12 protein-coding genes are annotated in these 12,164 nt (G+C 44.0%); 6 read left to right on the forward strand and 6 right to left on the reverse strand.

Going from position 1 to position 12,164, the window contains the following annotated elements; genetic code table 11:
- The first annotated feature begins 7 nt into the window (after positions 1-7).
- The 5 genes from OXH39_08480 (at position 8) to OXH39_08500 (ending at position 5,612) form a co-directional block, all read left to right on the forward strand.
- Positions 8-1,030 carry an AAA family ATPase gene (locus OXH39_08480; GenBank protein ID MCY3550484.1) on the forward strand — a complete coding sequence of 341 codons (1,023 nt, stop codon included), beginning with the start codon at positions 8-10 and terminating at the stop codon, positions 1,028-1,030.
- Positions 1,031-1,174: 144 nt separating this feature from the next.
- Positions 1,175-1,708, forward strand: a complete 534-nt coding sequence (locus tag OXH39_08485) for a hypothetical protein (protein MCY3550485.1) — start codon at positions 1,175-1,177, stop codon at positions 1,706-1,708.
- A gap of 183 nt (positions 1,709-1,891) precedes the next feature.
- Positions 1,892-2,770, forward strand: a complete 879-nt coding sequence (locus tag OXH39_08490) for a RimK family alpha-L-glutamate ligase (GenBank protein MCY3550486.1) — start codon at positions 1,892-1,894, stop codon at positions 2,768-2,770.
- Between the two features lie 225 nt (positions 2,771-2,995).
- Positions 2,996-4,144, forward strand: a complete 1,149-nt coding sequence (locus OXH39_08495) for a glycosyltransferase family 4 protein (GenBank protein ID MCY3550487.1) — start codon at positions 2,996-2,998, stop codon at positions 4,142-4,144.
- A 1-nt stretch (position 4,145) separates the two neighbouring features.
- A complete protein-coding gene (locus OXH39_08500) occupies positions 4,146-5,612 on the forward strand; it encodes a hypothetical protein (GenBank protein ID MCY3550488.1) in 1,467 nt (488 codons plus the stop codon).
- A 23-nt stretch (positions 5,613-5,635) separates the two neighbouring features.
- Here OXH39_08500 and OXH39_08505 read toward each other — a convergent pair whose 3' ends face one another.
- Positions 5,636-6,583, reverse strand: a complete 948-nt coding sequence (locus OXH39_08505; protein ID MCY3550489.1) for a Gfo/Idh/MocA family oxidoreductase — start codon at positions 6,581-6,583, stop codon at positions 5,636-5,638.
- 395 nt (positions 6,584-6,978) lie between these two features.
- Here OXH39_08505 and OXH39_08510 point away from each other — a divergent pair, with 395 nt between their 5' ends.
- Positions 6,979-8,286, forward strand: a complete 1,308-nt coding sequence (locus tag OXH39_08510; GenBank protein MCY3550490.1) for an MFS transporter — start codon at positions 6,979-6,981, stop codon at positions 8,284-8,286.
- Between the two features lie 554 nt (positions 8,287-8,840).
- Here OXH39_08510 and OXH39_08515 read toward each other — a convergent pair.
- The 5 genes from OXH39_08515 to OXH39_08535 all read right to left on the reverse strand — a co-directional run bounded on the left by OXH39_08515 (position 8,841) and on the right by OXH39_08535 (position 12,041).
- The gene (locus OXH39_08515) at positions 8,841-9,053 is read right to left on the reverse strand and encodes a hypothetical protein (GenBank protein ID MCY3550491.1); all 213 of its coding nucleotides are present in this window, start codon (positions 9,051-9,053) and stop codon (positions 8,841-8,843) included.
- A 15-nt stretch (positions 9,054-9,068) separates the two neighbouring features.
- Positions 9,069-9,914 (reverse strand): ATP-dependent Clp protease proteolytic subunit, encoded by an 846-nt coding sequence (locus OXH39_08520; protein MCY3550492.1) that lies wholly within the window; start codon positions 9,912-9,914, stop codon positions 9,069-9,071.
- Positions 9,915-9,948: 34 nt separating this feature from the next.
- Positions 9,949-11,082, reverse strand: coding sequence for an RNA-guided endonuclease TnpB family protein (locus OXH39_08525; protein MCY3550493.1), 1,134 nt, complete (start codon positions 11,080-11,082; stop codon positions 9,949-9,951).
- A gap of 221 nt (positions 11,083-11,303) precedes the next feature.
- Complete coding sequence (locus OXH39_08530; protein MCY3550494.1) at positions 11,304-11,489, reverse strand: hypothetical protein; 186 nt, start codon at positions 11,487-11,489, stop codon at positions 11,304-11,306.
- Positions 11,490-11,660: 171 nt separating this feature from the next.
- The gene (locus OXH39_08535; GenBank protein MCY3550495.1) at positions 11,661-12,041 is read right to left on the reverse strand and encodes a hypothetical protein; all 381 of its coding nucleotides are present in this window, start codon (positions 12,039-12,041) and stop codon (positions 11,661-11,663) included.
- Between the last annotated feature and the right edge of the window lie 123 nt (positions 12,042-12,164).

Consider the following 12,164-nt stretch of genomic DNA (forward strand, 5'->3'; position numbering starts at 1 on the left):
CACTATTATGAAGATTATTTGTACTGGCATCAGTTGTTCAGGTCGCAAAGAGTTGATGGCGAATTTTAAAATCCTTTGCATGAAAAGAAAACTGAACATCGGCTTTTTCAACGTCGGCGACGTTATGCACCGCGCCGCCGCGGAGGCTCGTGTCCATTTCACGGATAAAGTTCTCGATTCGGACCCAGCGGTTTTGTCATTAGCACGGCGCACGGCTTTCTATGAAATCGCTCGGCGCGCCGAAGACTATGAACATGCAATCATCGGATTACACGCCTGCTTTCGATGGCGCGGGAGTCTCATCGAAGGGTTTTCCTTTAAAGATATTGAAATCCTACTACCAGATCTCCTAATCAATGTCGTTGACAATATCACCGATATATCAGAACGGATGGAAAAAACGCCGCAGTGGGCGGAGATGGGAAAAGCAGCGCTCAATGTTTGGTTAGATGAAGAAGAGTTCCTAACACGGCAACTCGCACATTTCACAGAGAAACCGCATTACACCGTCGCAAGACAACACGATCTTGAGAATTTCTATGAACTCCTCTTCTCGCCGAAACCGAAATTTTATCTCAGCTATCCAATTACGCTCCTAAGAGATACTCCGAAGGAAATTGATAAAATTCGCGAAATTGGCGAAAAACTGAGTCGTTCATTTATCGTCTTCGATCCGCTCACAATCAAGGACATGGAACTCGTTACCCTCACGAAAGATGAAAGTGATGACACCCCGCGTGTGAGTGAAATGGGTGAAGAAGTAATTGAACAGATTCAAACGCGCACAATCTCACGGGATTACCAGTTCGTCCATCAGAGCGATTTTGTGGTTGTCATCTATCCAACAGACAAATTATCGCCCGGCGTTCTCAGCGAAATGAATTACGCTTCTCGCCATAACAAGCCAGTGTATGCAGTTTACCCTGGGACGCGGAGTATCTTCTTTGAGAACCTATGTGACCGGATTTTTGATACCTTTGAGGAGTTAGCAGATTTTCTAACGACCACGTATAAAGTAGATGAAAATTGATACCAAATCACCTGATTCTAAAACCCCAAAGTGTGCCTTGCCTAATTCCAAAAGGATTTCTGTTCCGAAGATAATGTTCTAAATTTTAACGGAGTGGTGCGTCGGAGCATCACCCGCCCTGTAGTTATAGAAAGGTTTTATCCTATGGTTGATGCATATTACACAACCGACGAATCTCATTACAATGAGTGTATCGAGAAGGGTACGATTGTTCCGACGAAAGATTGGTATGGTAAAAGGTTTTACGTCGAGGATTTTTTAGCAGGCGATCATAAGTACATTTTCATGTTTGTCAATGATCGCTATAGTATTTTTGACGAGGATGGAAAGGATAAGACTTTCGGTTTTGTCTTGGATGCCGAGTTGTTGATCACAGAGAGCAATGCCCTTGTAGGACCCGACCTACTAAACGAGTACCGCTCTCTCATCAATGAATGCGCAACGTTTTCTGTCCAACAAGACCCTGCACTGAAAAATGCGCAATTGATTGTTCGAGGCGTGCTCGCCGGAGCTGTTACCGAACCAGGGGTTACTGAGACGATGCTGCTTTTCAGGACACGTGTATCTGAACTTCAAAACGAACGTCGTTGTCAGGGGGAAGCAGCACTGAAACGTCTGCGAGAATCAACTGAGCCGTTGGAACTGCTTGTCGGTGGGTCTTCACCATCATCGAAATAGCATAGTGCCTTGATGCCAGATTCTGTGCTTGTGTCGCTGGCGTAAAGCTGAATGGCACATGGAACTTGGAAAATTCGGCCATAGTGGGAAGAGTGCTAAGCGTACACCAGATGTGTGCCAATCTAAGCGAAAACAGGTTTTTGACAACGGAAAAAACCGAGCGAAAACCCCATAATTAAAAATATGAAAATCGGTATCCTCTCCCGGGGACCCCAAAACCACTCCACACGCAGACTCAGCGAAGCTGCCCTACACGCAGGACACATCTCAGAAATTTTAGATCCCTTCGGTTTCTATCTCCATATAGGGGACACTACCAATCGCATCACTTATAAAGGGAAACCGGCAGAAGACTTTGATGTCATCGTGCCACGGCTCAGTCGAACGACAGCACGATATGGCGAAGAGGTCGTAGCACATTTTGAATGGATCGGCACGCCTGTAATTAATCGTGCAAAACCGATCGCGGCAGCACGGCACAAATTTCACTCGCTACGCATCCTTGCGCAGCATGGATTGCCTATCCCACCAAGCCTCACCGTCGGTTCCACCACATTTTTAGAAAACGCCGTAGCCGAGATAGGGAATTACCCGTTTATTTTAAAACCCTTTTACGGCACACACGGCAGGGGTGTAATGTTGTTAGATACACCTACGTCTCTCACTTCAACTGTGGACGCACTGTGTGACCTCCATCAGGATTATGTGATTCAGCCTTTCATCGCGGAAGCAGATGGAACTGACATCCGTGTTCTTGTCGTAGGTAGTGAAGCGATTGCAGCGATGAAACGGAGTGCACCGCCCGGCGAATTCCGAGCGAATATTCATAAAGGCGCGGTAGGAGAAGCGATTACACTAACGGAGGAATACACCCGTCTCGCGATAGAAGCAACCGCAGCACTTGAGTTAGAAATAGCCGGTGTCGATTTACTTGAAACAAACGAGGGCCCCGTTGTTCTGGAAGTCAATCCGTCGCCGGGATTTGAGGAATTGGAGTCAGTCACAGAAATCGATATTGCAAATGCGATTATCGAATTTATAACGTCGTATGTGATGCCATAAATAGCAGTCTACCACACCAACACAAGGGAAAGCCTAAACTTTGATTTTTCTGATTTATGTGATTACTGGGATCAGTCAAAGCGCGTAGCCCGTAATGAAATTATGCCTTAAATGGCATAATTTGTCTTTGCTTTACATTTGGAGGGCGGCTCTACGGGGAGGCACGCTAATGTTCAGATTCGCCTGACCGAACCGCAAGGAAAGATTAAAAAATTAAAAATATTGATGTTCAATCACGAATTTCCACCGATCGGTGGCGGTGGCGGTTGGGTCAGTCATTTTTTAGGCAAACACTTCGCGGCGGCGGGACATGAGGTGCATCTAATTACCTCTCAGTTTCGTGATTGTCCGACAGACGAGCAGGTGGAAGGTTTCCATGTGCATCGTGTGCGTGCGCTGCGAAAAAACCCTGATGTGTGTGCAGTCCACGAAATGCTGACTTACGCGGTGAGTTCAAGTCTCTATGGGCTGCGGTTTGCGAAGCAGTTTCAACCGGATATCGTCCAAGTCTTTTTTGGGATTCCTGCGGGCGGCGGTGCGTATCTTCTGCAAAAACTTCGCAAGGTGCCGTATGTCGTATTTTTAGGCGGGCGTGACGTGCCAAGCCGCAATCCCGATCCGCCCTATTATCGGTGGTTATACCTGCTGCTGAAGCCCATCATCCGAGCAATTTGGAGGAATGCTTCAAGAGTTGTTGCCTGTAGTGAAGGCTTACGCGAACTTGCGCAAGAAACAGATGCGGATGTGAAGATGGATATGATTCCTGACGGCTTGGACTTGGGGCGTTTTGAACCAATCCAACGCGATGCTTGCCCAGAAAAAGTCCGAGTCCTCACCATTGGGAGGCTCATCCCTCGCAAAGGATTCCAGTTTCTGATTCGCGCACTCCCTCAAATTATTGAAAAGGCGGCACATAACTTTGAAATTGAAATTGTTGGTGATGGACCCTATCATGGAGAGCTCCTAAGATTAGCAGAAAATCTTGGTGTCGCCTCACACATCCACTTTACAGGGTCAGTCCCGTATTCCGAATTACCACAAAAATATCGCGATGCCGACATTTTCACCCTACCCTCACTTGCAGAAGGGATGCCCCTCGTCGTTTTGGAGGCGATGGGAACCGGACTTCCGATCGTTGCCAGTCGTGTTCAAGGTATTGATGAACTCGTGGTGGAGGATGTTAATGGTGCATTGTTTGAGGCGGGGAATGTTGACGGACTTGCGCACGCTCTCCTCAAACTGATTAACGCCGGTGAAGGTCGTGTTGAGATGGGGAAAGCAAGTGTTGAACGTGTCAAACCCTACGATTGGAAACACATCGCCGACGCTTATTTAGCCCTCTACGCTGATATTTTAGGGAAAGGAGAACAGTAATATGATACCTATCAAGATCCTTGCGATCGGGGCGGGCGGTTTACAACGCGCCTTAACCCATGAATTTGTTCATATCCTCAACGAACGAAATCTCTATAACGGCGGCATCTTCGTCGGACAGCCGCGCGGCACTGAGAAAGCTGATGCTTTCAATCAACAAGGTGGTGTATACCATGTCGTCACATTCGATCTAAGTAGTATCCATGACATCCGACAAGTTTCAAGCGTTGTTGGTGCGACGACGCTCGCCACGGAAGCCGGTCGCGAACAGTTCTATGCACAAACCGAAAACCCATTAGATCTCCTCCTCATTGGTGTGACCGAGGCGGGGATTGCCAAGGGTGAACTGGCGATGGATGTACTGGATGAGACCCTCTATCGCTACTTTTCGCATCACGGGGCAGATGCGACGCTCTGCGTTATCAACACGGATAACCTCCGAAATAACGGCGATGTGATCCGCGATATTCTCTGCAACGAGTATTCGAAACGGAGCGATGATTACACGACCTGGTTAGAGACAAACGTCGGGTTCCTCAATGAGATGGGCGACCGACTCGTACCACAGGTCTACGCTGTACCTGACGAGATTCAGGCAGCTGCACGTGCACAGATTGAAGGTCAAGATGAACTCATAACCTACGCAGAGGCACCACCCGCGACATCACTTATTTTAGAAGATTTAGAGAACATGTTGCGCGTGCCGTTCGCGGAACTTCAAGACTATGGCGTTGTTGTCAGTGCGGAGAGCATTGAGCCGTATCACGACTGGAAATTGCTCTTGGTGAATTCTGTGCATGTGCCAGGGATTACACACAAAGGGGCACTCTCTGGAATTGAATATGTCAACGAAGCAGCAGCACATCCTACCTTCGCGCCGCACCTCGAACGCCTGATGAACGGATACGCTGAGATTGTGGAAGCGGATATCCCCATCGCTGGAAAAAGTGCTCGCGCATACTCGCTGGAATTCGTTGACCGCATCCGCCGCGTCAAAGACGACAACGCTCGGATTAACATCATTGAAACGGTGAAACTCCGAGAACGCGCCGCCGATATCGTCCGTTCACCGAACTACAATGCCAGCACGGAACTCTTCAAAAATGACTTCGCATACTCCTTCGCAACAGTCCTCCGATTCCTGACCCCCCACGCAATCTCGTCTCCTGATGACTATAGAGGTATCACCGATACCGGCACAGAATACGAAATTCGTGATCCTGATCGGACGATACAAGACGTTCTGAAGGGGGCGTTTGGGGCAAGCCAAACAGATGTGGAAACACGACTCGCTACTATTTTCTCTAATGCGGCGTTGTGGTCCCCTGCTGGGGCTGCAGCACCGAGCGGTTTGGACGGGAATCAGGACTTTACCGAACGGGTTGCCGGATATTATCACCGATTGGTTAACGGAGAGACGTGTCTTGAGGTTTTAGAGGGTATCAATGCAACCGTAGAGGTTGGGTAACCCAACCCCTACAAAGACCATTGCTAAAGGCTAATAACCCCTTTTTTGCGTTGAAGGACAGCATCGTAGAACCGCATCGTGCCGACACAGTCATGGATACTCGATATCGGTTCTCGGTCTTCACGAATCGAGTTGGCAAATTCGGTAAGGCTGATCCCGTCACCTGTCAGTTCACCGTTGCGCTGATCAGAAAAGTTTGAGGTAAACGTGTTCCCGGATTCGGTGAAATGTTGCGCCCCCCACAATCCATCTAAAACGATGTATTCGTGCTGTCCGGTGATTTCAATATAGTCATAGTTGCGCTGCCAGAGCCGTTGGCTGCTCAGCTGCAAACTTCCCACCGCGCCGTTGGTGTATTCTACAGCAACAGCGAAAGCACCTTGTCCATCGACTTCATTGTGAAAAACGCTGAGTTCCTTCACATCCGCACCGGCGATGTGACGCGCCAAATCGAAATGGTGGATAGCGAAATCGAGCAGATAACTTTTGACCGTCGGGTATTTACCGCTGCAGAACGAGCAGAAAAGTTGGGTGAGTTGCCCGAAGGATTCGGTCTGCATGATTTGCCTCGCCTCACGCACACCGAGGCTGAACCTACGCTGGAAGTTCACCATGAGTGTTTTGCTGTGTTTTTCTGCGGCTTCTGCCAAAGCAATCGTTTCCTCAAGAGAGGGTGCTGGCGGTTTTGGTGTAAATACATGATACCCCGCCGCAAGCGTTTCAAGTACAAGCGGCTGTCTCGGGTCAGGTCCCATGGAGATGATGACTGCTTCCAAGTCTTCTTTTTCAAACATTTCGTGCCGATCAGTGTAGTATCTGCCTGTGCCGAATTTGCCAGCAGCGTCTTTTGCACGATTTTCGTCGGCATCACAAACGGCTTGCAATGCGACAGGGGCGAGATGTAGGGCAGGATAAATGGTGTGCCTTGCAAAACCACCGGCACCGAGAAATCCAATCCGAAGAGGTTCCATATCTGTTTCCTTTAGTGGTTATTAGTTATTAGTTACTGTGCTGTGGCGTTGAGATAGGCTGTGGCATCCACAAGGACATTGAACGCCATAAGATGTTAACTAAAAACCAAAAACTCATAACTAACAACTATTAGAAAAGTTTGTATGGAATTTAGCACAACCATGCGATACTGTAAAGGAAATTTTTTCGTGTCAGGTAAGGGATAGAAATTTCAATTCAACCTAATTGCGAAAATTATGTCAAAAATAAATGTAAAACTCCAGGTGAATCTCACCGAACCACAAGGAAAAGTGAAAAAATAGAAACAAAAGAGAAAATACCTAAAGTAAGAGGGGTTTCTAATCCCGATACCAAAACGCGAAACTTCCGATTTGCGCTGCTCCAAGGCACCTTCATGCGCATCAACCTTGCATTCGCAGATTCATCGACGGTGCTACCTGCTTTTATCCATAAATTAAGTGGTTCCGATATTCTGGTCGGTTTGACCGGTTCAATGATGACAGCAGGGTGGATGTGGCCCCAGCTATTGATGTCTAACCTACTTGAACATCGTCCACGCAAAATGCCGTTTTACGCGCTCGGCATGAGCGTCCGCGTTTTGGCATGGCTTGCCGTCTTTTTCTGCACCATCACAATCGGTGAACGAAACCCAATGCTGCTTGCCGCCTCCTTTCTCGGACTCTACTTCTTATCCTCCTCCGCCATGGGCGTTTCGACGCTTCCTTATATGGACATCGTTTCTAAAGCGATAGCACCACAGCAGCGCGCCCGTTTCTTTAGCCTGCGACAACTCTATGGTGGCTTTTTCGCCATCTGGGTTGGATTTCTGGTTCGTGCGGTACTTGGAGACGAATCCGAATTTACGGGTATACTCGGTAGTATTACGCAAACCTTCAAAACGGGCACCATGTATTTTATCGGTTCTATCTGTCGTCTGGAGACCGACCTTGGATTTCCGTATAACTACGCTTTTCTCTTTGTCTGTTCAGTGGCCGCAGCATTCTTCTCTTTCGTGAGTTTCTTAGGCGTGCGTGAGCCTATTCGTCCTGTCCACCCGAATCGTCAACCGATGTGGCAACACATAAAGCACGGGGCATACTTCCTACGGACAGATATAAATTACCGACGCTTCATCTTCTTCCGTGTCTTTGCGCACCTTTCCGGGATGGCATCCCCTTTCTACGTGCCTTATGCACTGAACGAACTCAAGTTTTCAGAGGCGACGATAGGATTTTTCATTGTCTGTTCCGCACTCAGTGGTGTGATCTCAAATACATTTTGGGGATACATCGGCGAAAGATACGGCGTACGGTGGCTGCTGATTATCACAGCCGGACTGATGGGCATTCCTCCTGCGCTCGCCTTTTCTTCGGGCATACTGCCAGTTTCGTTACAGATGCCCGCCTTCTTCATGATTTTCATCGTGGGCGGTATTTTGGCAAACGGCATGATGGTCGGTTTTATGGCATATATGCTGAATATCGCGCCGCCGCGTAACCGCCCGAGTTACATCGGTTTCATGAACACGCTCCTCATGCCTGTGAGTTTCGCGCCGTTTTTGGGTGGGATCCTTGCACGTCATATCGGTTATCAGTGGTTATTCGCTATTTCGGTAGGTATCTGCCTCGCTGCTTTCCACATGGGAACAAAACTCGAAGAAATCATGCACGAAGACGAGATGGAAGAGCAAACTGACGACTAAAGTTTACGAAATTTGTTCTAATACCATTCATTTCATGAATTCCCTTTCAAAATCCTGAAGATTTTCTCACTACTTCCAAATTTTAGTTTGTAGGGGTTGGGTAACCCAATCCCTACAGGTAATACGATTTTTCTGTTGGATAGCAACTTGGGTTATGATAAAATAGCAAACAATTGATAGAGACAAGTCTCATGTCACACATTTAACACTATATGCCGTCACGAATTCTCAATTCACGACTCTTTTGCTTGACATACTCTCCAAGCTAAAGCTTGGAGATTCTTCTCGTCGCTTTATCTTGTGGATTGTGGGATCAACGACAACTGCTCTTTGCGTGAGTCTTACGCTATCTACTCCAAAGGTTGATGCCCCAACCTTAAATTTTACTTGACCTTTTGCAGAAAAAGTATTAAAATATTCCTAAGAGATTGACATACTTTTCTGGTTAAACAAAAACCAGCCAATTGTGGAATCAACGGCGAATGCTCTTCGATAGAGTCTCACTTCACCTACACCAAAGGACGATGCCCCGCCCCTTAAATTTTTGTTTAATTTTATTTTGCCAATATATACACGGTATTCTGATTGTCAATTTTAGCAAAGGGACCGTCTATATTATAATCAATACCTTCTTTGAGAAATTCTTTTATAGGTTCCGCTAACAACTGATATTCTCTATTTAAACGTTCAAATTCCAAAAATTGATTCCTATTCAATTCCATATTTTTACTTGAAATTTGCCATGCCGTAAATTTTTGATTATTCATTTTTATTACTCCTTATTAGAAAAATTCTCTACTGCTAATGAATGATGTATTATTTATTTTAGATATAAAATCACCCAACAAAATAGTGTAATTGTTAAGAGGTTTAAAAAGACCTTCTATTTTTTCTATTTCTTCTATCTTTAAACCCAGTTCGTTTAACACATTTATTGTAATCATACGAGAATGAGAGTGCCATAATTTATTGTCGCTAAGACTGTTAGCTATTTCTTTGGATTTTTGTTCCTTTTGCTCTTGATTTACTTTCCAATTTTTGAAATGATAGGAAGTTAACCATTTGGATAGTAGTTCTATTGATAATTCCCTAGCTTGTTGAAATTCATGAAGTTCACCAAGATCAAGTTTATTTATAAGTGCAAATTCAACACTACTAACTTGACCTGTTTCTGCTTTTTCTAGTAGACTTTCATATTGATTTATATATGCTAATGCAGAAATAAGTTTGCCTTCTTTAACAACTTGAGGATCAATAGGGCCTAAACAAGATGAGTAGCTCATGAAAATTTTATCTCCAGACATGGCTAAGATAGTTCCTGCTGACATCGCACAATCAGGTATCAAAAAATATACTTCTTCGTAGAAATGCCGAGTTACACCTACTATATTTTCCACCACCTCAACTAATCCACCAAGAGTGTTTAGTATTATTACCAAACGTTTTTTTCTATTCTCAAGCAAATCAACAGAACTTTTGAATCGAGTTATCATATCATAATCTATAGCACTATAAATTACAATAGCATCTGCTTCAAATATTTCTTCAATTTTAGTTAGGTGTTTATTCAATTCAATTTGAATATGCCTAAAAGTTGGATCTAAACGGTCAAAAGTGTCTACGCTCAAAATTATTTCCTCCATAATAGTTTATAAGACTACACTAAATTATATCTAATTTACAATGTTTTGTCAAGCCTATTTTTAAAATATTTATAGCGGCATTGACATCCCTGTCATGATGAGTATTACACCGGTGACAAGTCCATTCACGATCGTTTAAATCCAATTTAACTTTGTTATCGCAGACATGACACACTGAAGTAGTAGGTTGCCATTGATCAATGCACTCAACTTGTTTGCCACGTTTCTTTGCTTGCCACTTCATTTTCTGCATGAATGAGTAGAATCCTATATCAGAAACTTTGCGACCCCACAGTCGTTTCATGCCGTCAAGATTTAACGTTTCAAAGCACAGAATATCAAATCTTCTGGAAAGTTCGAGTGCCAGTTTCCAGTGGTGATCTTCGCGCTGTCTCGCAAGTTTGCGGTGCATTCGTGCATGATGCTGTCTTGCACGTTCTCTGTTGTTGCTTCCACTCAGTTTTGTGGAAAGTTGGCGATTGGCAATTCTTACTTTATCAATGGATTCTGTGAAAAACTGAGGCGATTCATATTTCTTGCCGTTAGATGCTGTTAGCATTGTTTTGATTCCCATATCAAACCCTGCAGCATTACCCGTCATTGGCTTGAGATGTGATTTAACATGATCAGTAACAACGGACATGTAAAAATCGCCAAGTGAATCTTCTTTGATAGTAACAGTCTTTATGTTGCCGTAAATAGGGCGACTCAGATTAAATCGGTAAGTTTTCTGCATGATAGTTACTCTATCGCTGTAGATGCCAAATCCTTTGTCACCTCCTATGGGTTTATCAAATTTGTATCCAGATGGACACATTGTGAATGAATAAGGCTTGCGAAAAGACCTGAACCTTGGCGGACGTTTCGCGATTTTCTTAAAGAAACGTTGATAACCATTATCCAGTCGTTTAAGCACATTTCTTGCCGCCCATGAATCAAGTTCTCCCCAATGTGAAAACATCTCCGGATGAGAATTACGCAGAATGGTAAACTCACGCGACATTTCTCTATAAGAGAGATACGGCAGACCAAGAGAGTGTCGCGTGCGTTGCCAACCCAAAAAGTAATTCCATATTGTATGTGCTATCCACGTTTTACGCTTTAGGTGCTTTAAACGCGGCGCACGAAAGAGTTTGTAGTTAGTAGAATACATTTTACCACCCTGTGTGGGGTACAGAGTTATGTCAAATTTTATTTGTCAATATCTTTTAGGAACATTATAGAGAAGAAAAATATAAGGATGAGTAGTTCAACCGCTAAGTTGTTCATCATCCAAATAAGTCCTATAATAAACCATAAAAAATTAGCAGTAAAAGCAAAACCGAAAATAATTATTTTCAGAATTCTCACAAAGTATTTCATTTTAGAACCAGTTTATATGGTTTTTGAATGATTTTCAAGGTGATTATCAATTCGGGTGTTGATGCTTTTTATATCTTGTTTTAGATCTTTTATATCTTCTTTGGTGGCGAATTTAAATGACCTAAGAAAACTTACAACTGATATTAAAGCAACAACACCAGAAAATATCACCGTTAATACAATCGCCCAAGTCGGCATTGTTAGTCTCCTTTTTGTTAAATCTACATACATACTGCCCTGTGCAGGGCACAGAGTATCAAATCCAAACTGAATATATACTAAATATAACACAAAAACAGAGTTGTGTCAAGAGAAAACAGGCGTAAAGTCTGAATTTACCTGACTTTACGCCTGTTTTTGATGTTAGATTTACCAATATTTTATACAAGCCAAAGCTCTTATTAATGCCATAGTATGAGTATATCCTTGTAATCTGCCATTTTCTTGGTAGTATTTATCCATATACTCCTCAGGTGCCAAAGCACCTGAGCCTATAGTGTCATCGATAAGATCATTTAAAGCTTCCATATTACCCGTGTTATTGTCACCATAATGACTTTCCATCATGCGACCGATGTCAATTAATGCGTCTATAACACCTTTAGATGAATTAGTATTAAATTCACCCCACTTATCTTTTGAAATATCCGTATGTTTAGAAGAATTAATTGGTTCCTTAAAAATTTCCCAACTACTATCCGAGCCTGTTGATATGGTTCTCGCAAATCCCTTACGTTGTAAATTACCCAATGCTCTTGGTATAGGATTTGTTTTTACTATTGAAGGTTTTCCATTACATGATATGTAATGTTGATTAACTAGTAGTCTGTCACAATTATCTTGATAGTTGATCTAAAATCTGGTATCCTTAGG

The sequence above is a fragment of the Candidatus Poribacteria bacterium genome (assembly GCA_026702755.1).
GTDB lineage: Bacteria > Poribacteria > WGA-4E > WGA-4E > WGA-3G > WGA-3G.

Excerpts from the sequence above, each read along its gene's own strand:
- OXH39_08505 (MCY3550489.1), bottom strand. The coding sequence starts at position 6,583 with ATGGAACCTCTTCGGATTGGATTTCTCGGTGCCGGTGGTTTTGCAAGG.
- OXH39_08500 (MCY3550488.1), top strand. The coding sequence starts at position 4,146 with ATGATACCTATCAAGATCCTTGCGATCGGGGCGGGCGGTTTACAACGC.
- OXH39_08515 (MCY3550491.1), bottom strand. The coding sequence starts at position 9,053 with ATGAATAATCAAAAATTTACGGCATGGCAAATTTCAAGTAAAAATATG.
- OXH39_08485 (MCY3550485.1), top strand. The coding sequence starts at position 1,175 with ATGGTTGATGCATATTACACAACCGACGAATCTCATTACAATGAGTGT.
- OXH39_08525 (MCY3550493.1), bottom strand. The coding sequence starts at position 11,082 with ATGTATTCTACTAACTACAAACTCTTTCGTGCGCCGCGTTTAAAGCAC.
- OXH39_08495 (MCY3550487.1), top strand. The coding sequence starts at position 2,996 with ATGTTCAATCACGAATTTCCACCGATCGGTGGCGGTGGCGGTTGGGTC.
- OXH39_08490 (MCY3550486.1), top strand. The coding sequence starts at position 1,892 with ATGAAAATCGGTATCCTCTCCCGGGGACCCCAAAACCACTCCACACGC.
- OXH39_08480 (MCY3550484.1), top strand. The coding sequence starts at position 8 with ATGAAGATTATTTGTACTGGCATCAGTTGTTCAGGTCGCAAAGAGTTG.
- OXH39_08530 (MCY3550494.1), bottom strand. The coding sequence starts at position 11,489 with ATGCCGACTTGGGCGATTGTATTAACGGTGATATTTTCTGGTGTTGTT.
- OXH39_08510 (MCY3550490.1), top strand. The coding sequence starts at position 6,979 with ATGCGCATCAACCTTGCATTCGCAGATTCATCGACGGTGCTACCTGCT.